Origin of the sequence: Vreelandella titanicae (genome assembly GCF_014697095.1) — a bacterium.
GTDB classification, from domain to species: Bacteria; Pseudomonadota; Gammaproteobacteria; order Pseudomonadales; family Halomonadaceae; genus Vreelandella; species Vreelandella titanicae.
The window spans coordinates 3,339,075-3,359,674 of the sequence record NZ_CP059082.1; the positions used below are offsets into that span (position 1 = coordinate 3,339,075).

Sequence of the window (20,600 nt, forward strand, 5' to 3'; positions counted from 1 at the left end):
TGGGCCACTGGGATCAATAAACGGCTGTTGATCAACTGGGCCATGGCTACTGGCAAGTTTGCCCCAAGCTTCACGCCGCCGCTACTTTTTGGTTAAGGGTGCTAAGTAGGTTTTCAAGTTGCTGGAAGCGCTTGTCGACACTTTCCATTGGTAATTCAAACCGTAAGGTGTCAGAGCCATCTAAACGATAGTGCTTTGGTGACGTCTGAATGAGGGTCACCAGGGTTAAGGGATCCACCTGGGTGCTGCTATCAAACAATACTCTACCGCGGCTCTCGCCAGCCTCGATTTTGCTGATTCCCAGTTGCTCGGCACGGTGGCGCAGCTTGGTCTGGCGAATCAGGTTTTTCACCGGGTTGGGCAGCAAGCCAAAGCGGTCGATCAGCTCAACCTGTAACTCTTTAAGTTCGCTATCGCTCTGGGTGTTGGCAATCCGCTTGTACATCACCAGGCGCTGCTGAACATCGTGAATATAATCACTTGGAATCAGCGCAGGCAGGTTGAGGTTGATTTCCACGCCGGTATTGAAGGGCGCATCGATATTGGGCGTTTTACCCGCGCGAATGGCCTTCACCGCTCGATCCAGCATCTCCATATAGAGGGTGTAGCCGATGGTTTCCATCTGGCCGCTCTGTTCATCCCCCAGCAGTTCACCCGCGCCACGGATTTCCATATCGTGGCTGGCCAGGGTAAAGCCAGCGCCTAGATCATCCGAAGCGCTAATTGCTTCCAGACGCTTGATAGCATCACGGGTCATCGCTTTGGGCGGTGGCGTTAATAGGTAGGCGTACGCCTGATGGTGACTACGGCCGACCCGGCCCCGCAGCTGGTGCAGCTGGGCCAAGCCAAATTTATCAGCACGTTCGATAATAATGGTGTTGGCGCTGGGTACATCAATGCCGGTTTCAATGATGGTCGAACACACCAGCACGTTAAAGCGTCGGTGGTAGAAGTCCGACATAATGCGTTCCAGGCTGCGCTCGGGAAGCTGGCCGTGGGCAACCGCTACCCGCGCTTCGGGGATTAGTTCACGAATCTGTTCGGCACTGTTTTCAATGGTTTTGACTTCGTTATGCAGTACATAGACCTGCCCACCACGCAGTATTTCACGTAGCAGGGCTTCCTTGATGATACTGGTGTCGTGCTGCTGAACAAAGGTTTTAACCGACAGACGGCGGGCGGGCGGCGTAGCGATAATCGACAGATCACGGATGCCGCTCATGGCCATATTGAGCGTGCGCGGAATAGGGGTCGCGGTCAGCGTCAAAATATCGACTTCGGCACGCAGCGTTTTGAGCTTCTCTTTTTGCGCCACCCCGAAGCGGTGCTCCTCATCGATGATCAGCAGGCCCATTTTGGGCAGCTCAACGCTTTTGGCGAGCAGTTTATGGGTGCCGATGACGATATCCGTTTGGCCGCTTTTAATGCTCTCTAGTGTCTGGGTGACCTCTTTGCCGCTGGTAAAGCGCGAGATCAGGCCAATATTGACGGCGGTGTCAGCAAAGCGGTCGCGGAAGTTCTCGAAGTGCTGGCGCGCCAACAACGTAGTGGGCACCAATACCACCACTTGGCGGCCAGACTGTACGGCCAAAAATGCCGCGCGCATGGCCACTTCGGTTTTGCCGAAGCCGACATCGCCGCACACCACGCGATCCATGGGCTGCGGGGAGGTCATATCGCTGATGACCGCTTCAATCGCCGCGTGCTGGTCAGCGGTCTCTTCAAATGGGAAGTTACCCGCAAAACGCAGATACTCCTCGCCTGGCGCCTCATAGACCACCCCTTGCTGGGCTTCCCGGCGGGCGTAGACATCCAGCAGCTCTGCAGCGGTATCGCGAATTTTTTCGGCGGCTTTGCGGCGGGCTTTTTCCCACTGGTCCGAACCGAGCTTATGCAGCGGGGCCAGTTCGTCACCGGCCCCGCTGTAACGGGAGATCATATGCAGGCTGTCGACAGGCACATAAAGCTTGGCACCATCGGCGTAGGAGAGCGCCAGGAACTCATTTGCCTGGCCACCGGCCTCTAAGGTTTCCAGCCCTAAATAGCGGCCCACGCCGTGGGCCTGGTGAACCACTGGCGCACCTTCGCGCAGCTCCGACAAGTGGCGTACTGCAAGCTCATTGTCATCCGTGGCTTTTTCGCGCCGACGGCTCTGACGTACCACGTCACCAAACAGCTCGGTTTCACTAATTACCGCAATACTTGGATTATTTAGCCATAAGCCGCTGTCGACCAAACCTTCCGTAATTGCATAGGTATGATCGCTAGCGAGAAAGTCGTGGAAGCTATCGGTATGCGGAAGCGAGAGCTGAAGTGGCGACAGGATCTCTTCCAGGGCTTCCCGGCGCCCCCGCGACTCCGCCACAAACAGCACCCGGGTTTGGGCATGGGAGTGCAAAAATGCTGACAGCTCCGCCAATGGCTGCTTGGCGCGGGCATTAATAGAGAGTGTGGGAAGCGGTGCGGCTTCAGGCTGTTGCGCATGGCGCTGCTCGCTATCCTCAGTTAGCTCTATTCGCGGGCAGGCTTTGATTGCCGAGAATACATCGTTGACCGGGAAAAACGCTCGGTGCGGTGGCAGCAGCGGGCGGGTTGGGTCAACGCCCAAGTTTACGTAGCGAGCGTCGATCGACTGCCAGTGCTGCTCGGCGGCAGCAAAAACTCCCGGCAGCAGTGCGACTCGTGTATCGTCGGTCAGGTGGTCAAACAGCGATGCGGTGTGTTCAAAAAACAGTGGTAAATAGTGCTCAAGCCCCGGTGAAGGAATGCCTTTCAACGCATCGTTATAAAGAGGGCATTGCCGCGGATCAACGTCGAACAGGGTTTCAAACTGCTCACGAAAACAGGCAATCGCGCTGCGGCTTAGCGAGTACTCGTGGGCGGGTAGCAATTCTAGCGATTCAAGCTTATCAGTCGAGCGCTGGCTGCCAGGGTCGAAGTGGCGCAGCGAATCGATCTCGTCATCGAACAGATCAATACGGATCGGCTCATCCATACCCATCGCAAACAGGTCAATCAGCGCGCCGCGCATGGCGTATTCGCCGGGCTCATAGACCGTTTCGACAGCGCGATAGCCCGCTCGGGAGAGCGATTCCCGAAACGCTTCGCGATTCAAGCGCTCGCCAGTTTTGAGTGTCATGACCCGCCCGGCAATGTACTCAACCGGGGGCAAGCGCTGCATCAACGTGTTGATCGGCACCAGCACAATGCCGCGCACGCCATCTTGCAGTTGGCGCAGGGTACGCAGTCTCGCCGAGACAATATCCTGATGGGGTGAAAAGCTGTCGTAGGGCAGCGTTTCCCAGTCGGGGAAGGACAGTACCGGTACGTCGCTATAAAAATAGAGATCTTGTTCAAGACGCTGCGCGCTGGCCGTATTGGGAGTGATCACCAATAGCGGAGCTTTCGCAGCAACGCGGGAGAGTGCCAGCGCAGTCGCGCTACCCGGCGGCGATGTCCAGTAGAGCGTATCGCGAGTCCCTTGGGGCTGGGGCGGTTCGAGCAGAGAGAATGTCGGCATAAGCAAGATATCGTTTTGCGCTGAAACGGAAGGGAGATCATACACGATCACCCGTTTCAGTTAGAGTGCCGCGGCTTAAGGTAGCGGGTTAATCTGTACTGAAAGAGGTTTTGTAGTGAGATTGGCATTTCTGTAATACCCCTACATGTTGTGCGACTATCCAGTCATTGCGACCGCTGCGCTTGCCCCGGATAATACACTCTCCGTTCCCACTACCTGATGAGGCCGCACGTGAGTCAGCAAGCGCTCGAAAACGTTTTTCAAGAATGGCAAGGCAACGAAGCCTTGGCGGAGCAGATGATCCCGTTAGTAGGGCAGCTCTATCGTCAGAATAACGTCGTTGCCACCATGTTCGGGCGTTCACTTATTAAACGGTCGGTCATCCGCATTCTTAAAGACCATCGCTTCGTGCGTAAAATAGAAGGGACTGAGCTCTCCGTTGAGGATACCTACTCTATCGTGAAGGGGATGGTCGCCTTGAACCTTGGCCCCGCCCATGTGGATGTAGGTAAGCTGGCGGTGATGTTCAAGAACCGAGGCGGTGGCGATGTCGAAGCCTTCCTGCGTAAAGAGCTGCAAGAGATTATTGATGGCTACCAGCCGGGGGCTAGCACCGGTGAGCCGCAAGACGTGGTGCTCTACGGTTTTGGTCGTATTGGTCGTTTACTGGCACGAGTGATGATAGAGAAGGCCGGGGGCGGTAATCTGCTGCGTTTGCGCGCTATTGTGGTGCGTGGCCGTGGCGATGTGGCTAAAGACCTTGAGAAGCGCGCCAGCCTGCTGCGTCGTGACTCAGTACATGGGCCTTTTGACGGCACCATCATGGTCGATGCAGAGGCCCGCACGCTGACGGTCAACGGCAATGTTATTCAGGTTATTTACGCCGATTCGCCCAGTGAGATTGACTATACTGAGTATGATATCGATAACGCGGTGATTGTTGATAATACCGGTATCTGGCGCGATGAAGAGGGCTTGGGCCAGCACCTGAAGTGTAAAGGCGCTGCCAAAGCGCTGCTAACGGCACCGGGTAAAGGCGATATTAAAAACATCGTTTACGGTATTAACCATGAATCCATTGGCGACAGCGATCTCATCGTCTCTGCTGCCTCTTGCACTACCAATGCGATCGTTCCGGTATTGAAGGTACTCAACGACGAGTACGGTGTGGTGAACGGGCATGTGGAAACCGTGCATGCCTATACCAACGACCAGAACTTGATCGACAACTACCATAAAGGTGACCGTCGTGGCCGTAGTGCGGCGCTGAATATGGTATTGACCGAGACAGGAGCAGCCAAGGCCGTATCGAAAGCGCTACCTGAGCTAGAGGGAAAGCTGACCGGCAACGCCATTCGTGTGCCAATCCCTAATGTCTCTATGGCCATTCTCAATCTGACCCTGGATAAAGCGACAGATGCTGTAGCGCTAAATGACTACTTGCGCCGTATGTCGATCGAGTCCGCCTACCAGAAGCAAATTGACTTTGTCGATTCAGCAGAAGTGGTGTCGTCAGACTTTGTGGGCAATCGTCATGCCGGTATCGTGGATGCTAAAGCTACCATCGCCAACGGCCATCATGCGGTCATTTATGTGTGGTATGACAATGAGTTCGGTTATAGCTGCCAGGTTGTACGTATTTTGCAGCAAATGTCTAACGTACGGTTTTTAAAACTTCCTCGCTAGTTAAACTTAGCAAAGCCCGCATGCCGGGTGTTAGAGCTAAGAGAATGCGTTGACGCCACCTTCGGGTGGCGTTTTTTTGGTCTCAATCTCATCTTTTGCCAATGTATATAGCACTTTTGGTGGTCATCAGGGATGTGGTCATTGGACGCGCTTATCTTTATAATACGATGGATTTTTCGGGGTGGTTCAAGTGCTGCTTGGGCCGGACTGGTAACAATCTGAGCAGAAAATAACAATTCGCTGAGCAGAAAATAAGCATTCGAACCCCATACCTTCGTATATCCGATCCAACAACTGGGCGAGACTATGATCGAAGTCAAAAAAGGCCTGGATCTCCCCATCACGGGAGCGCCCGAGCAGCGTATTGAAGATGCGCGGCCTGTGCGCCACGTGGCAATCCTGGGTACCGACTACGTTGGCATGAAGCCGACGATGGAAGTCCAGGAAGGGGATAAGGTCAAACTGGGCCAATTGCTCTTCACCGATAAGAAAATTGCTGGTGTGCGCTATACAGCGCCCGCTGCCGGTGAAGTGCTTGCAATAAACCGTGGCGAAAAACGTCGTTTGCTGTCTGTCGTAATTAAAGTAGACGAAACTGAGGAAGCGGTCGAATTCGCTGCTCATGATCGTAATGCCTTAGCGCAGCTTGAACGTCAGGTCGTTGTCGACCAACTGGTAGAATCGGGACTCTGGACTGCATTGCGCACTCGTCCTTTCTCGCGCACCCCGGCCATTGATAGCACCCCGGCCGATATTTTTGTAACCGCCGTGGATACCCATCCACTTAGCCCTGACCCTGCGTTGATCATTAACGAGCAGTCGCAGGCATTCGAGGATGGCCTCAAGGTGTTAGCGCGCCTGACCGAGGGCAACGTCTTCTTATGTACGGGCGAAAATGCCTCAGTCCCGGGTGGCGATGTTGACGGCGTAAAAACCGAAAGCTTTGCCGGCCCTCATCCTGCGGGACTTGTCGGCACGCATATTCACTACCTTTCTCCAGTCGCACTGCACAAAAAAGTGTGGCATATCGGCTACCAGGACGTTATTGCGTTCGGTAAGTTGTTTGTAGAAGGGAAGCTGGATATGAACCGTGTGGTTGCCATTGGTGGCCCGCGTGCTGAAAATCCGCGTCTGATTCGTACCCGTGTCGGCGCTAGTACAGATGAACTCCTGACCAACGAAGTCATCAAACCCGAGGACACTCGCGTAATTTCTGGTTCGGTATTCTCTGGCTTTGCCGCTGAAGGTAAGTTGACCTACCTTGGCCGCTTCAGCAATCAAGTGAGTTTGCTGGAAGAGGGCAACAAGCGCACGTTTATGGGTTGGTTGTCTCCTGGTGCTAATCGTCACTCGGTCTTGGGTATTTATATCTCCAAGATTAAGGGGCTCAGCAACTATGCTCCGACGACCTCTACCAATGGTTCCGAGCGTGCTATGGTGCCGGTAGGTGCCTATGAGCAGGTGATGCCGCTAGATATCATGCCGACTCAGCTATTGCGTTCGTTGATCGTGGGCGACATTGAGGTTGCCATGCAGCTTGGGTGTTTGGAGCTGGACGAAGAGGATCTGGCGCTGTGCACGTATGTTTGCCCTGGCAAATACGAATATGGCCCCATCCTGCGTGATAATCTCACCATGATCGAGAAAGAGGCCTGATAATGGGTATTCAACAGACACTCCAAAATATCGAGCCGCATTTCCACAAAGGCGGAAAGTACGAAAAGTTCTATCCGCTGTTTGAAGCGGTAGATACTATTTTTTACACGCCACCGAGCGTGGCTAAAACCACCGCGCATGTGCGTGACGGTATCGATCTTAAACGCATCATGATTACCGTGTGGATGTGTACTTTCCCGGCGATGTTTTTCGGCATGTGGAGCGCTGGTTGGCAGGCCAACACGGCAATTGATGCGGGCTATGCCTCTATGGGAGGCTGGCGCGAAGCGATTATGATGACGCTGTCGTCCGGTCACGATGCGAATAGCCTATGGGCTAACTTTGTCCTTGGCGCTACCTACTTCCTACCTATCTACCTGGTCACCTTTGTGGTCGGTGGTTTCTGGGAGGTGCTGTTCGCTATCAAGCGCGGTCACGAAGTCAACGAAGGCTTCTTCGTCACTTCCGTACTCTTCGCGCTGGTACTGCCCGCCACCATTCCCCTTTGGCAGGTTGCCTTGGGTATCACCTTTGGTGTGGTGATCGGTAAAGAGATCTTCGGCGGCACGGGGAAAAACTTCTTGAACCCCGCGCTGACCGGTCGTGCATTCCTTTACTTTGCCTATCCCGCGCAAATCTCTGGTGACTCTGTATGGGTTGCCGCTGATGGCTATACTGGTGCGACGGCACTCTCGCTAGCGTTCCAGGACGGTATGTCTGCGTTGACCGACACCTTTAGCTGGTGGGATGCCTTCATCGGTTTTATCCCTGGCTCGATCGGGGAAGTCTCGACACTAGCCATCTTTATCGGCGGCGCTGTGTTGCTGTGGACGGGAATTGCCTCTTGGCGAATCATGCTGGGGGTACTCCTGGGCATGGTGGTGACCAGTACGCTGTTTAATCTAATCGGCTCTGATACCAACCCAATGTTTGCCATGCCGTGGTACTGGCATCTGGTGATCGGCGGTTTCGCTTTCGGTATGGTCTTCATGGCAACCGATCCGGTGTCGGCGTCGATGACCAATCAAGGCCGTCTGCTGTTTGGTGCGCTGATTGGTGTGATGACTGTTTTGATTCGCGTTGTGAACCCGGCTTTCCCGGAAGGCATCATGCTGGCGATTCTGTTCGCTAACCTGTTTGCACCGCTGATTGACCATTTCTTCGTCCAGGCCAACATCAAGCGTCGCGTGAAGCGAACCGCCGTACCGGCCGAGGAGACTGCCTAATGGCACAAGGTAACAACTCCATCAAGAAAGTCCTGATTGTGGCGTTTGCACTGTGTATCGTGTGCTCCGTCATTGTCTCGACCGCGGCGGTCGCCTTGCGACCCATGCAGCAGCTTAACCAGGAACTCGACCGTAAAACCAACATCTTGAACGTTGCCAAGCTTTATGAGCCGGGTATGGACGTTGAAGAGGTGTTTAGCGATGAGATCATCGCACGGGTCGTTGACCTGGATACGGGTGAGTACTCCGATGAGTTCGATCCCGATACCTACGATAGTTTTGAGGCTGCCCGTGACCCGGCCTCGGGTCGCACGCTTTCTGGCGATCAAGACATCGCGGGCCTTTCACGGGTTGAAAACTACGCGACTGTTTATCTGGTCGGCAGTGAAGACGATCCGGAACAGATCGTGTTGCCGATTCGTGGTCAGGGGCTTTGGGGCTTGATGCGTGGCTTCCTGGCCGTAGAGGGTGATGGCAATACTATTGTCAGTATCACCTACTACGAGCACAGTGAAACGCCAGGTTTGGGCGCAGAAGTTAACAACCCGCGCTGGCAAGCCCAGTGGGAAGGCAAGAAAATTTACGATGAAGAGGGCGACCTCTCACCGGAGATTCACCTGACCAAAGGCGGCGCCAGTGACGAATACGAAGTCGATGCGCTATCTGGCGCTACGCTGACCAGTAACGGCGTGACTAACATGCTGCAGTTCTGGTTGAGCGAAGAAGCTTTCGGTCCCTATTTGGCTAAATTCCGCAGTGGCACTGAGCCGGAAGATGCCGAAGAGACCGATACCAACTTCGAAGACGTTGAGGGGGCCTGATCATGGCGGACGTAAATGCAAAAGGCGTTTTAACAGCGCCGATTTTCCAGAACAACCCTATTGCGCTGCAAATTCTGGGGATCTGTTCGGCACTTGCGGTAACCACCAGTATGAGCGTATCGCTCGTTATGGCGCTGGCGGTTATTTTCGTAACGGCATTCTCAAATCTGTTCGTATCGTTGATCAGGAATCATATTCCCTCTTCGATCCGTATCATCGTGCAGATGACCATTATTGCCTCGCTGGTTATCGTGGTTGATCAGATTCTCAAGGCGTATGCCTATGAGATGTCTAAGCAGCTCTCGGTATTTGTGGGTTTGATCATTACTAACTGTATCGTCATGGGCCGCGCTGAAGGCTTTGCGATGTCCAATACGCCGGGCATGTCGTTTTTAGACGGTATTGGTAACGGCCTAGGCTATGGCTTTGTACTCATGGTGGTGGGTTTCTTCCGTGAGCTGCTGGGTTCGGGCAGCGTATTTGGCATTACCATCCTCCAGACCGTGCAAAATGGTGGCTGGTACGTGCCTAACGGCTTGCTATTACTACCGCCTTCAGCGTTCTTTATTATCGGTCTACTGATCTGGGTAATGCGTTCCGTTAACCCTGAGCAAGTAGAAGATAATGAGTTCAAAATGAAGGAAAACACCAAGCCCAAGGAGGCCGTGTAACATGGAACATTATCTGAGTCTTTTTGTTGCCTCGGTGTTTGTTGAAAACATGGCACTGGCCTTCTTCCTGGGGATGTGTACTTTCTTGGCGGTGTCCAAAAAGGTCTCCTCAGCGATTGGCTTGGGCATTGCGGTGATTGTGGTATTGACCGTCACCGTGCCGGTTAACAACCTTGTCTATACCTTCTTGCTACAGGAAGGTGCGCTGACCTGGACCGGTATTAGCGGTGCTGAAAACATCGACCTCTCCTTCCTTGGGTTGCTCTCCTACATCGGTGTCATTGCGGCGCTGGTACAGATCATGGAAATGTTCCTTGATAAGTACGTACCGTCGCTCTACAACGCGCTAGGGGTCTTCCTGCCGCTGATTACCGTTAACTGCGCCATCCTGGGTGGCGTACTGTTTATGGTGGAGCGTAGCTATAACTTTGGCGAAGCCGTGGTCTATGGCTTTGGCGCGGGCACCGGTTGGGCATTGGCCATTGCCGCCCTGGCGGGTATTCGTGAAAAGCTGAAGTACAGCGATGTGCCGGGTGGCCTTCAAGGGCTGGGCATTACTTTCATCACCGTGGGGCTGATGTCGTTGGGCTTTATGTCCTTCTCGGGCATTCAGCTTTAATCGGAGCCGGTTTTTCCCGGCGGTGGCAAACATCGCCGGGTAATAGAAAACCTCCAGCAATAGGAAACCGACATGGTTGATACAACAGTCATCTTGCTCGGTGTTGTCATGTTCACGGTCATCGTTATTAGCTTGACGGCGATCATTCTGGCAGCGCGCAGCAAGCTTGTGAGTAGCGGGGACGTGACCATTGAGGTCAACGGCGACCCTGAGCACACTTTGAAGACCCAGGCCGGTGGTAAGCTGCTAAACACGCTTGCCGCTAACGGCATTTTCCTCTCGTCCGCCTGCGGTGGCGGTGGTTCTTGTGCCCAGTGTAAGTGTCGGGTTGAAGAGGGCGGCGGCTCTATTCTGCCGACCGAAGAGTCGCACTTCACGATGCGTGAGAAAAAAGAGGGCTGGCGCCTCTCTTGTCAGGTACCTGTGAAGCAGGACATGAAAGTCGAAGTGCCTGAAGAAGTCTTTGGGGTGAAGAAGTGGGAATGTGAGGTTATTGCCAACCCCAACGTTGCCACCTTTATCAAAGAGTTAAACCTGAAACTGCCAGAGGGCGAAGAAGTCGCCTTCCGCGCCGGTGGCTATGTACAGCTCGTTGCACCGCCTTACGATATCAAGTTCTCTGATTTTGATATCGACGAGGAGTATCGGGGTGATTGGGAAAAATTTGATATGTTCAAAATTTCCCACAAGAACAACGAGGAAGTGATTCGCGCATACTCCATGGCGAACTACCCAGACGAGAAGGGTATCCTCAAGTTTAACATCCGTATTGCCACGCCGCCTCCCGGCACTGACCATCCGCCTGGCTTGATGTCGACTTATGTCTTCAGCCTTAAAGAGGGCGATAAGGTCACCGTAATGGGACCGTTCGGTGAGTTCTTTGCCCGTGATACTGACGCCGAGATGATCTTTATCGGTGGTGGTGCGGGTATGGCACCGATGCGTAGTCACATCTTCGATCAGTTGAAGCGCTTGAAGTCTGATCGCAAGATTACCTTCTGGTACGGTGCTCGCTCCTGGCGTGAAACCTTCTACAACGAAGAGTACGACCAGTTAGCCGAAGAGTTCCCTAACTTTGAGTGGCACCTGGCGCTATCTGATCCTCAGCCGGAAGATAATTGGGAAGGGCCGACAGGCTTTATCCATAATGTGCTGTACGAAAACTATCTGAAGGATCACCCAGCACCTGAAGATTGCGAGTACTACATGTGTGGGCCGCCGATGATGAACGCATCGGTTATCAAGTTGTTGCTTGATATGGGCGTTGAGCCGGAAAATATCCTGTTGGATGATTTCGGTGGCTAAACGGTCGGCGTAAGTCGATAGTAGCGTTAAGCGGGGCTGGCCTTTTGGGCTGGCCCCGTTTGTTTATATAACCTTGTGAAGGGAATGACTTATCACCGCGCTGATAAGAGGGGCTTGGCTAAGGTATAATCACTTTAATGATGAATGACCGTGAGGCACTTATCACGACGACTGTTGTCGTCAGGTAAGACCAATAATTTAAAGCGAAGCAATGTGAAGCGGGGAGGTTGATATGACTATTTGGCTACTGGTATTCGGTTTCATGGCACTGATTATGGGTGCGATGGCTGTGGGCGTCATCATGGGCCGCAAACCAATTGCCGGTTCTTGCGGCGGTTTGAATCAAATCGGCATGAAAGATGGCTGTGATATTTGCGGTGGCAAAGATGAGGTTTGTGAAGAAGAGAACCGCAAGCGCGGAGGTGTGCGCCGCCGTAGCGATGAAAGCCGTGGTGCCGATTTGGGCTATGATGCTACACGTCGCTAACAAGACTGCGTTGTATGCAACGGGATGATTGACCAAAAATAGCAAGGGGACGCAGAGAGCATGGCGGTTCACAATTACGATGTTGTGGTGATCGGTACGGGGCCTGCAGGAGAAAGCGCTGCTATCAACGCTGCAAAGCATGGCAAGCGTGTAGCGATTATTGAGAAACAGGTTCAGGTAGGTGGCAATTGTACTCACTGGGGTACCATTCCTTCCAAAGCGCTGCGCCATCAGGTGAAACAGATCATGGCGTTCAACACCAACCGTATGTTCCGCGATATTGGTGAGCCGCGCTGGTTCTCCTTCCCCAAAGTGATGGAACGCTCAAGGGGTACCATCGATAAACAGGTAGAGATGCGTACCACCTTCTATGCGCGCAACCGCATTGATCTGTTTCATGGCGTCGCCCGATTTAAAGATGAGCACACCTTGTTGGTGCGTGACCGCCAGGAAGGCATGGAAGAACTGGTGGCGAAGAAAATCGTGATTGCCACTGGTTCTCGCCCTTACCGCCCGGCGGATATTAACTTCCGCCATCCGCGTATTTACTGCTCTGACACCATATTAAGCCTCTCGCATACCCCGCGCACGCTGGTAATTTTTGGCGCCGGGGTGATTGGCTGTGAATATGCATCGATCTTTTCGGGCTTGGGCGTCAAAGTTGATCTCATTAATAACCGTGACAGCCTGCTGTCGTTCCTGGACGATGAGATTAGCGATGCACTCTCCTACCATTTGCGTAAGCACGGTGTGCTGGTTCGCCATAATGAAGAATACGAGAGCGTTGAGGGCGATGAGTCAGGCGTCGTCGTGCGTCTCAAGTCAGGCAAGAAAATTCGCGCTGATGCATTTTTGTGGGCCAATGGGCGAACCGGTAATACCGACAGCTTAGGCCTTGAGAACATTGGCTTAACCGCCAATGGGCGTGGCCAGCTAAGCGTTGATGAGCACTACCGCACTGCGGTTTCCCATATCTACGCAGCGGGCGATGTAATTGGCTGGCCGAGTTTGGCGAGCGCGGCTTACGACCAAGGCTTGAACTCGTGCAATGAGTTGCTCGATAAAGAGTATCGCTTTGTGAGTGATGTACCTACCGGAATCTACACCATCCCTGAGATTAGCTCGTTCGGCCCCAATGAGCGTGAACTTACCGAAGCCAAAGTGCCCTATGAAGTAGGCAAAGCTTTCTTCAAAGATACCGCCAGGGCACAAATTACCGGTGATACTGTGGGTATGCTTAAAATTCTGTTCCACCAAGACACCCTGGAAATACTCGGTATTCATTGTTTTGGCGACCAGGCGTCTGAGATTTTGCATATCGGCCAAGCGATCATGCAGCAAGAGGGCGATGCCAACACGCTCAAGTACTTTGTAAATACCACGTTTAATTACCCGACCATGGCAGAAGCGTACCGGGTGGCTGCGCAGAATGGTTTAAACCGGGTTTTCTAGCCACAGCTTTAGCGAGGGCTTTGTCAGGCGTCTAATCCGAGAAGTTGCCTTTGTCGTAGACGTTTAAGAGTCACTGGATTCGCGAATAAGCGTATGGCCGTAAGCTTGTGGTTTGTTATCAGGTGACGGCTCAGTGGGGGGCAACAGTTTTTCAACGCGGTTGCGCCCCAGTGCTTTAGCTTGATAGAGCGCTTTATCGGCAAACGAATAAAGCTGCTCAAACGTCAGCGAGCCGACTTGGCACGTCGTCACGCCAATGCTAATAGTCGGGTTGGTTTGCTGCTCTATACCGCTCAGCGTATTAACTTCGACCTCTCGGCGCAGCCGATCTGCTACCTGAAGTGCATCATGGGTAGCGGTGTTGGGCATCAATAAACAAAACTCCTCTCCACCAATCCTCGCTAATGTATCCGATGGACGGCTAAGCTCGCGAAGCTGCTTACTGATCTGGCGAAGTACCTCATCGCCGGTTGGGTGCCCGTAGGTATCATTAATTTGCTTGAAGTGATCAAGATCTAACAGCAGCAGGCTAAGCGGTGCTCGATCGCGCTGGGCTTGGGTAAGCGCAGCGGATGCTATATTGACCAAATGGCGCCGGTTATATAGCCCGGTCAGTTCATCGGTTAGCATTAGCTGATGCATGACGTTGCGCTGACGGTGGAGATGAATAACCGCTAGGCAGAGTGTAATTGCAGCGCTGACCATTAACACCAATAGCGCACTCACCGCAATCGAGAGTCGCTGCATCACCAAACGTTGCTGAACAGAGGTGTCGCGCACTTCTTCTAGCAGCTGGTTGTATAGCCAAGCCTGAGCGCCGCCTACCTCCATGGCAACCCGTTGTAACGGATCAATCAGCTCTGGGCGCTGTTGGGCTTGCTGTGACTGCTGGGTTAAGTCTGAAAGGCGATTGTTAAGCTCGCTGAAGTGATTATGCAGGTATTCAACGTCCGAGATGAGATATCGGTGGCGTTCAATACTGCTCTGTATGTTATTTAAATGCTGTTTGGAAAGTGAAATAAAATAATCGATGTATTTAATGTGTTCGCTGCTAGGCTGGCGGCTGCCTTCCTCTAATGCGGCCCGTAACTGAGGCGTGGCCTGTTGGGCTAGAACAATATCACTCACTAGCGTGGTGTAATCGGCGCTAGCTTTTTGGCACGCACTGTAAACATAGCTGCCCATTACTGCGGACATAGCGCAAAGAAGGACGGCAAAAATGGATGCTAAGCGCCCACCGGGCTGACGAAGAAAGTGGCGCATCATCATGAGATAATCAGCAAGCAGGCAGTGATGCCGCCCCTCTCTGTATACTGCCGAGCAGGCGAGAGTACGTTTGGTAAAAACACGTAATCATCAAAAGAGTGCTTCCGTTGCAAAGGGCAGTTCTGCATGGCACCTCTCCGTTAATGGGTAGGTAATCCAATGAACAGCTTAAAGACTTCATCCTTATGCAACTTAAGCACTCACCCGCCGAGTCTGCCATCCCACAACTTTACTAATTGCAGGATCATACTTGTGCTCGTTATTATTAATAACGCTGTTAGTGATTGATATTTAATCGTTATTTAGAGAGTCTAAGGCTAAGCTTGCTTTTTCTCGCCAGCTACCATCAAGGGAGGCAGCGTGGGTTAATGCTTCGCGCGCGTCTTCAGGCGCATCGCTTTGCAGTAGTAAAAGGCCTAGATTTAGCCATGCAGCGCCCATTGACTCATCCAGCTCGGTTGCCCGTTCAAACGCCTTGCGTGCGTTGTCGGGTTGTTGATCTGCGTAAAGCGCATTGCCTAACGTAAACTGCCCCATAGCGTTAGTGGGATGGCGTTTTGCAAACGCTTGCCAGCTTGAAAGCGTGGCGCGTGGCCCATGGGCCTCTTCGTAGGCGCTAAGCGCTTCTAAGGCGTTGCGGGCAGTAATACCTGTAGGCAAAGTACCTGGTTCGGCCACCACAAATCCCCAGCGCTCTGTGCGTGCCCAAGTGGCATCGAAACGGCTGAACGACATGGTATGGCGCTCAATCTCGCCGCTGCGCAGAATAAGCGTTTCACTGGGCAAATCGTAACCAATGGCCACAGCGTAGTGCCACATTGGATAAATCGGCAGCGACAAATTCTGCATAACGACCACCGGGTCGCCCGCTGCCAAATGGTTTAATAGGGCGTCCATGGTGCCGCGAATAGGAAACGCGAGCTGCTCATGCCGTCTCACCGTTGCCAGCATTTCTGGCTGCACACTGCCATCGCGTCCGGGCAGAAATACTTGAGGAATCAGCTCCTCAACGTCGGTGTCGACACCCTGGTGATTGAGTACCATTGCCAGCGTGGCAGGGCCGCACTGAAATTCTGTTTGGGCGTAAAACGGTACGCTGGTGATTTCTGTATGGGGCGGTAGGGCTTGATAGGTGCTTTGCAGTAATACCGGATTTCGCGCACAGCCGCTGAGCAGTAGTAGCATAATAAAAACGCCCGCAAAGCGGGCGTTGGAAAACAGGTAGGTCATGAGCGGCCTTGTATTAGCGAGTAAACGGGTAAACGTCGGTTAGGCCGAGAATGTCGGTTACCAGCAAAATAATGAAAACGGCAAATAAAGCGCCTACAACGCCGGCACCGGCTGGCAGTTGCTCAAGCTGATCGGCCATTTGCTGTGCTTCAGCATCACTGAGTGATGCAACGCGAGCCTCGACTTCGTCCAGATCAACACCCTGTTTTACCAGCTGATCTTGCACATCGGCGCGGGCCAGGATCTCGTTAATCCGTTCGCGATCAGCGCCAGCACGGTCAGCTGCCAAAACAGATTGGGTGGAGACTAAATCCATTGATTGGGGCGCAGTGGGTGCAGCGGCAACGGGTAAGCTGGTAATAACCAGCGCTGCAATCAGTAGGGTAGAGAGGTAAGCACGCAATGTTTTCATCGTCTTCTTCCTTATAGACTAGTCGGGGTGGTAAGGAATGAGTATAGAAACAAATGGTTTGATTTTTAAGCGTAATATGCAAAGTGCTAATTATTTGCACTAATGCGATAGGTCCAGGCGGATTCTGAGAGCAGCCCGCGGCCCCCGGCCATGGTCATGGCTAAATCGTGTAAGCCGGGCCATAGTGGCACCGCTGCTGCCCCCTTGACGGCTAAGTCGAGCCGCTGGGCCATTAATAGCAATTTATGTAAGCGCTTCATGGGCAGGCGGCCAATGGCTTTCTGGTAAGCGGGGCGGCGCTTATCAAAAATCATCGGCTTTTGGGTTTTGCAGGCGTGCTCAAAACTCTGCCCTTGATCCAGGTGCTGATGCAGCGAGAGCAGCGTGCGTAGCTCTCGGCTAAGCGCCCACAGCACGATAGGCGCCTCAACGCCTTCACTGCGTAAGCCATTCACAATGCGCGAAGCGCGGCTGGGTTCGCCTTTCAGGCAGGCATCGGCCAAATTGAAGACATCAAAGCGGGTGCTGTCTTCTACTCCCTGGGCAATACTTTCCACGTTCAAGCGGGTGCCTTGGGGGTGAATCAGCGCCAGCTTTTGCAACTCTTGGTCAGCGGCCAAAAGATTGCCTTCGGTGCGCTCTCCCAGCAGGCGAGCGGCTTCCAGATCAATTTGTAGACCGTGCAATGAAGCACGATCCCGTAGCCAGTAGCCTAAGCGGGAAGCGTCCACGGGCCACACGGGAACAAACAGGCCGTGCTTATCCAGCGCTTTGAACCAGGCGCTTTTTTGCTGCTTGGCATCTAGCTTGCCCATACCAATCAGTAGAACATCATCGCTGTTATCCAGGGTTTCGGCGTACTGCGCTAACGCTTTACTGCCTTCTTGCCCTAACTTGTGATTGCCTAAGCGCAACTCCAGTAGCTTGCTGGTCGCAAACAGCGAGAGGTTGCTCGACATTTCCATCAAGCGACCCCAGGCAAAATTGGGCTCGACATCGAGTACTTCACGCTCCTCGACACCACCCTGGCGAGCTGCGGCCCTTACAGCATCGCAGGCGTCGCGATGCTGTAAGGGCTCATCCCCCGCTACGATCACTACGCGGGGTAGCTTTTTTGCTAACGCAGCGGGTAGCTGATCAGCAAATACCTTCACTGCATGCCCTCAACGTAAGTAAGGCGCTCAATGATTTGCTGAGACAACTGGCGTGCAAGCGTCTGTTCTGCTTCCATCATTAGCGTTTCGCGGTTAAGGAGGTCGTCATCGCTAACGCGAATGCGGGTATCCGTCGACAGCGTTTCATTATTGATGTGATAGGCATTCGATGCTCGCTCCTGAACTGAGAGTCTGGCGCTGAGCGTTAGCTCGTGCTCGCGGCTTGCTCTGCCATCACCGCCGAGTCGACGCTCGGTTAAAACAGGCGTGCCCAACGTGACCCTCCAAGGCGCCCCAGCGGCTACCTGGGTGCCTAACTGCTGAAGACGAGAGGCGATCTGCTGAGCGACGGCACTGTTGGTGTCGCCTTCTAAAGCAAGGGGGGGCAGCGTAGGCAGCGATTCAGAGCCGCGTAGCCGAAACCCACAGCCGCTGACCAGCACCGCCGCCGAGGCGGCGATGCTAGCGGTTAAAAATGTGCGTCGGTTCATCCACTCACCACGATATTAACCAGTTTGCCGGGCACCACGATCACTTTACGTACGGTGTTGCCCTCGAGGAAGCGCTGAACGTTTTCATGCTCCATCGCCAGCTTTTCAATAGACGCCTTATCTGCGCTTGCCGGTACTTCAAGGCGAGCACGCAGTTTACCGTTGACCTGTACCACCAGCTCGATGCTGTCGCGGGTAAGGGCGGATTCATCTACTACCGGCCAGGTTGCTTCAATGGCCGGGCCTGAATGGCCAAACGCTTCCCAGAGACTATGGCACAGGTGCGGCGTAATCGGCGAGAGCAAGAGTACGCAGGCTTCCAGCGCTTCACGGCTAACCGCCAGGCCAAGTTCAGAGCTATCGTCGAACTTACCGATAGCGTTGGACAGCTCCATCACCGCGGCAATAGCGGTATTGAAGGTGGTGCGGCGGCCGATATCGTCGCTGGCTTTCTTGATAGTCTCGTGGGTTTTCCGGCGCAGCGCCTTTTGATCGTCGTTAAGTGCATTGACGTCCAGCGTGCCGGGCGTGCCCGCTGCCAAGTGCTCATTGACTTGACGCCATAGGCGCTTCAAGAAGCGGTGCGCGCCCTCTACACCTGAATCCGACCACTCCAGGGACTGCTCGGGGGGGGCGGCAAACATCATAAACAGGCGTACGGTATCGGCACCAAACTTGTCGATCATCGACTGCGGATCAACGCCGTTGTTTTTCGATTTGGACATCTTTTCGATGCCACCCATTTCCACCGGCTCGCCGTCGCTCATAAGGATAGCGCTTAGCGGGCGGCCTTTCTCGTCGCGCTTCACTTCAACATCGGCAGGGTTAAACCACTGCTTACCGCCGTTATCGGTAGAGCGGTAGAAGGTTTCCGCAATGACCATGCCCTGGGTCAGCAACTGCTGGAAGGGCTCGTCGGAATCCACCAAGCCAAAGTCACGCATCAGCTTGTGGAAGAAACGCGCATACAACAGGTGCAGGATGGCGTGCTCGATACCGCCAATGTAGAGGTCAACCGGCAGCCAGTAGTTTGCGCGCTCATCCAGCATTGCTTCGGTGTTATCCGCACAGCAGAAGCGCGCGTAGTACCAAGACGACTCCATAAAGGTGTCGAAGGTGTCGGTTTCGCGCGTCCAGCCATCGCCCAGGTCAGAAAACGCCGGCATCTTTTTCAGCGGCGAGCCGGAGGCGTCTACGGTGACTTCCATGGGTAGCGATACCGGCAGTTCATCATCGGTGAGCGGAACGGTTTGACCTTCCGGGCCGTATTTCACCGGAATCGGTGCGCCCCAGTAGCGTTGGCGGGCAACGCCCCAATCGCGCAGGCGGTAGTTGGTTTTGACTTCGCCACGACCAAGCTCCGCCAGTTTGGCGGCAATGGCATCAAAGGCTTGTTCAAAATCAAGGCCATCAAACTGACCTGAATTAACCAGCTTGCCGTATTCGGCGTAGGCCGCCTCAGAAACGTCGGCAGGCTGGCCGCTTTCATCGGCGATGACCGGTTTGATGGCAATGCCGTACTTGGTGGCAAACTCCCAGTCGCGCTGGTCGTGGCCAGGTACCGCCATGACGGCACCGGTACCAAACTCCATGAGCACGAAATTTGCCACGTAAACGGGCACTTCATCGCCGGTTAGCGGGTGAACCGCCCTATGGCCGGTGAGCATGCCTTTTTTCTCTTTGGTGGCCATCTCTGCTTCGGAGGTGCCACCCCTGGCGCACTCGTCGCAAAATGCAGCTAGCTCGCTGTTCTGCTCGGCCGCCTGCTTGGCCAGCGGGTGGCCAGCTGCAACCGCCACATAAGTAACGCCCAGCAGCGTATCCGGGCGAGTGGTATAAACCGCCAGCGGCTCATTGGCTTGGCCATCAGCGCCTTTGACATCAAAGGTCAGCTCGACACCGCGGGATTTACCAATCCAGTTGCGCTGCATGGTTTTGACCTGTTCTGGCCACTCCACTTTATCCAGGTCAGCCAGCAGTTCATCGGCGTAATCGGTAATCTTCAAGAACCACAACGGGATCTCTTTACGCTCAACCAAGGCACCAGAGCGCCAGCCGCGGCCTTCGATAACTTGCTCATTGGCGAGGACGGTTTGATCCACCGGATCCCAGTTAACCGTCGACATCTTCTTATACACCAAGCCTTTTTCTACCAGCTTGGTGAAGAACCACTGCTCCCAGCGGTAGTAGCTGGTATCGCAGGTGGCGAACTCGCGGCTCCAGTCATAGGCAAAACCCAGTGCCTTCAACTGATTGCGCATGTAGTCGATATTTTGGTACGTCCACTTGGCGGGCGGCACCTGATTCTGGATGGCGGCGTTTTCCGCGGGCATGCCGAAAGCGTCCCAGCCCATGGGCTGCATGACATTTTTACCCTGCATGCGCTGGAAACGTGAGACAACGTCACCGATAGTGTAATTACGCACGTGCCCCATGTGCAGCTTGCCGCTGGGGTAGGGGAACATGGAGAGGCAGTAAAACTTCTCGCGGTTCGCGTCCTCTACGGCTTTGAAGCACTGATGTTTGTCCCAGTACTGCTGGGCGTCGCGTTCGATTTCACGAGGGCTGTAGTGTGCGTCCATCGGTTTATTAATGCCTTGGCGT

16 protein-coding genes are annotated in these 20,600 nt (G+C 53.9%); 9 read left to right on the top strand and 7 right to left on the bottom strand.

All coding sequences use genetic code 11. The features are described 5' to 3' along the window. Nucleotides 1-70 precede the first annotated feature (70 nt). Nucleotides 71-3,520, bottom strand: coding sequence for a transcription-repair coupling factor (gene mfd / locus HZS52_RS15365; RefSeq protein WP_190373117.1), 3,450 nt, complete (start codon nucleotides 3,518-3,520; stop codon nucleotides 71-73). A gap of 231 nt (nucleotides 3,521-3,751) precedes the next feature. Between mfd and HZS52_RS15370 the strand changes: the two genes are divergently transcribed. From HZS52_RS15370 to sthA, 9 genes are all read left to right on the top strand, one after another. After that, complete coding sequence (locus tag HZS52_RS15370; RefSeq protein WP_190373118.1) at nucleotides 3,752-5,206, top strand: glyceraldehyde-3-phosphate dehydrogenase; 1,455 nt, start codon at nucleotides 3,752-3,754, stop codon at nucleotides 5,204-5,206. Nucleotides 5,207-5,512: 306 nt separating this feature from the next. Next, nucleotides 5,513-6,862: a Na(+)-translocating NADH-quinone reductase subunit A gene (locus tag HZS52_RS15375; RefSeq protein WP_027957530.1), complete on the top strand. Its 1,350-nt coding sequence runs from the start codon at nucleotides 5,513-5,515 to the stop codon at nucleotides 6,860-6,862. Nucleotides 6,863-6,864: 2 nt separating this feature from the next. Then, nucleotides 6,865-8,088 (top strand): NADH:ubiquinone reductase (Na(+)-transporting) subunit B, encoded by a 1,224-nt coding sequence (locus tag HZS52_RS15380; RefSeq protein WP_022523175.1) that lies wholly within the window; start codon nucleotides 6,865-6,867, stop codon nucleotides 8,086-8,088. After that, a complete protein-coding gene (locus HZS52_RS15385) occupies nucleotides 8,088-8,909 on the top strand; it encodes a Na(+)-translocating NADH-quinone reductase subunit C (protein ID WP_009286986.1) in 822 nt (273 codons plus the stop codon). The genes HZS52_RS15380 and HZS52_RS15385 overlap by 1 nt, the downstream gene beginning before the upstream one ends. A 2-nt stretch (nucleotides 8,910-8,911) precedes the next feature. Beyond that, nucleotides 8,912-9,580 (top strand): NADH:ubiquinone reductase (Na(+)-transporting) subunit D, encoded by a 669-nt coding sequence (locus HZS52_RS15390; protein WP_009286985.1) that lies wholly within the window; start codon nucleotides 8,912-8,914, stop codon nucleotides 9,578-9,580. A 1-nt stretch (nucleotide 9,581) separates the two neighbouring features. Next, the gene (gene nqrE, locus HZS52_RS15395) at nucleotides 9,582-10,199 is read left to right on the top strand and encodes an NADH:ubiquinone reductase (Na(+)-transporting) subunit E (RefSeq protein WP_009286984.1); all 618 of its coding nucleotides are present in this window, start codon (nucleotides 9,582-9,584) and stop codon (nucleotides 10,197-10,199) included. A gap of 72 nt (nucleotides 10,200-10,271) precedes the next feature. Then, nucleotides 10,272-11,504, top strand: a complete 1,233-nt coding sequence (gene nqrF, locus HZS52_RS15400) for an NADH:ubiquinone reductase (Na(+)-transporting) subunit F (RefSeq protein ID WP_009286983.1) — start codon at nucleotides 10,272-10,274, stop codon at nucleotides 11,502-11,504. Nucleotides 11,505-11,736: 232 nt separating this feature from the next. After that, nucleotides 11,737-11,991, top strand: coding sequence for a (Na+)-NQR maturation NqrM (gene nqrM, locus HZS52_RS15405; RefSeq protein ID WP_022523176.1), 255 nt, complete (start codon nucleotides 11,737-11,739; stop codon nucleotides 11,989-11,991). 60 nt (nucleotides 11,992-12,051) lie between these two features. Beyond that, entirely contained in the window at nucleotides 12,052-13,443 is a 1,392-nt protein-coding gene (gene sthA / locus HZS52_RS15410) for a Si-specific NAD(P)(+) transhydrogenase (protein WP_009286982.1), read from the top strand. A 63-nt stretch (nucleotides 13,444-13,506) separates the two neighbouring features. Here the strand turns inward: sthA and HZS52_RS15415 are convergent, their stop codons facing one another. The 6 genes from HZS52_RS15415 to leuS form a co-directional block, all read right to left on the bottom strand. Then, nucleotides 13,507-14,712, bottom strand: coding sequence for a GGDEF domain-containing protein (locus tag HZS52_RS15415; RefSeq protein ID WP_027957526.1), 1,206 nt, complete (start codon nucleotides 14,710-14,712; stop codon nucleotides 13,507-13,509). Between the two features lie 288 nt (nucleotides 14,713-15,000). Then, nucleotides 15,001-15,939 carry a PA2778 family cysteine peptidase gene (locus HZS52_RS15420; protein ID WP_138801269.1) on the bottom strand — a complete coding sequence of 313 codons (939 nt, stop codon included), beginning with the start codon at nucleotides 15,937-15,939 and terminating at the stop codon, nucleotides 15,001-15,003. A 13-nt stretch (nucleotides 15,940-15,952) separates the two neighbouring features. Next, nucleotides 15,953-16,351, bottom strand: a complete 399-nt coding sequence (locus tag HZS52_RS15425; protein WP_009286979.1) for a PA2779 family protein — start codon at nucleotides 16,349-16,351, stop codon at nucleotides 15,953-15,955. 86 nt (nucleotides 16,352-16,437) lie between these two features. Then, the gene (gene holA / locus HZS52_RS15430; protein ID WP_009286978.1) at nucleotides 16,438-17,505 is read right to left on the bottom strand and encodes a DNA polymerase III subunit delta; all 1,068 of its coding nucleotides are present in this window, start codon (nucleotides 17,503-17,505) and stop codon (nucleotides 16,438-16,440) included. Beyond that, nucleotides 17,502-17,996 carry an LPS-assembly lipoprotein LptE gene (locus HZS52_RS15435; RefSeq protein ID WP_190373119.1) on the bottom strand — a complete coding sequence of 165 codons (495 nt, stop codon included), beginning with the start codon at nucleotides 17,994-17,996 and terminating at the stop codon, nucleotides 17,502-17,504. The genes holA and HZS52_RS15435 overlap by 4 nt, the downstream gene beginning before the upstream one ends. After that, nucleotides 17,993-20,578, bottom strand: coding sequence for a leucine--tRNA ligase (gene leuS / locus HZS52_RS15440; protein WP_190373120.1), 2,586 nt, complete (start codon nucleotides 20,576-20,578; stop codon nucleotides 17,993-17,995). Before leuS ends, HZS52_RS15435 begins: the two co-directional genes overlap by 4 nt. Nucleotides 20,579-20,600 lie beyond the last annotated feature (22 nt).

Coding starts and splice junctions, on each gene's coding strand:
- mfd (WP_190373117.1), bottom strand. CDS start 3,520: ATGCCGACATTCTCTCTGCTCGAACCGCCCCAGCCCCAAGGGACTCGC.
- HZS52_RS15375 (WP_027957530.1), top strand. CDS start 5,513: ATGATCGAAGTCAAAAAAGGCCTGGATCTCCCCATCACGGGAGCGCCC.
- HZS52_RS15380 (WP_022523175.1), top strand. CDS start 6,865: ATGGGTATTCAACAGACACTCCAAAATATCGAGCCGCATTTCCACAAA.
- HZS52_RS15385 (WP_009286986.1), top strand. CDS start 8,088: ATGGCACAAGGTAACAACTCCATCAAGAAAGTCCTGATTGTGGCGTTT.
- HZS52_RS15390 (WP_009286985.1), top strand. CDS start 8,912: ATGGCGGACGTAAATGCAAAAGGCGTTTTAACAGCGCCGATTTTCCAG.
- nqrE (WP_009286984.1), top strand. CDS start 9,582: ATGGAACATTATCTGAGTCTTTTTGTTGCCTCGGTGTTTGTTGAAAAC.
- nqrF (WP_009286983.1), top strand. CDS start 10,272: ATGGTTGATACAACAGTCATCTTGCTCGGTGTTGTCATGTTCACGGTC.
- nqrM (WP_022523176.1), top strand. CDS start 11,737: ATGACTATTTGGCTACTGGTATTCGGTTTCATGGCACTGATTATGGGT.
- sthA (WP_009286982.1), top strand. CDS start 12,052: ATGGCGGTTCACAATTACGATGTTGTGGTGATCGGTACGGGGCCTGCA.
- HZS52_RS15415 (WP_027957526.1), bottom strand. CDS start 14,712: ATGATGATGCGCCACTTTCTTCGTCAGCCCGGTGGGCGCTTAGCATCC.
- HZS52_RS15420 (WP_138801269.1), bottom strand. CDS start 15,939: ATGACCTACCTGTTTTCCAACGCCCGCTTTGCGGGCGTTTTTATTATG.
- HZS52_RS15425 (WP_009286979.1), bottom strand. CDS start 16,351: ATGAAAACATTGCGTGCTTACCTCTCTACCCTACTGATTGCAGCGCTG.
- HZS52_RS15435 (WP_190373119.1), bottom strand. CDS start 17,996: ATGAACCGACGCACATTTTTAACCGCTAGCATCGCCGCCTCGGCGGCG.
- leuS (WP_190373120.1), bottom strand. CDS start 20,578: ATGGACGCACACTACAGCCCTCGTGAAATCGAACGCGACGCCCAGCAG.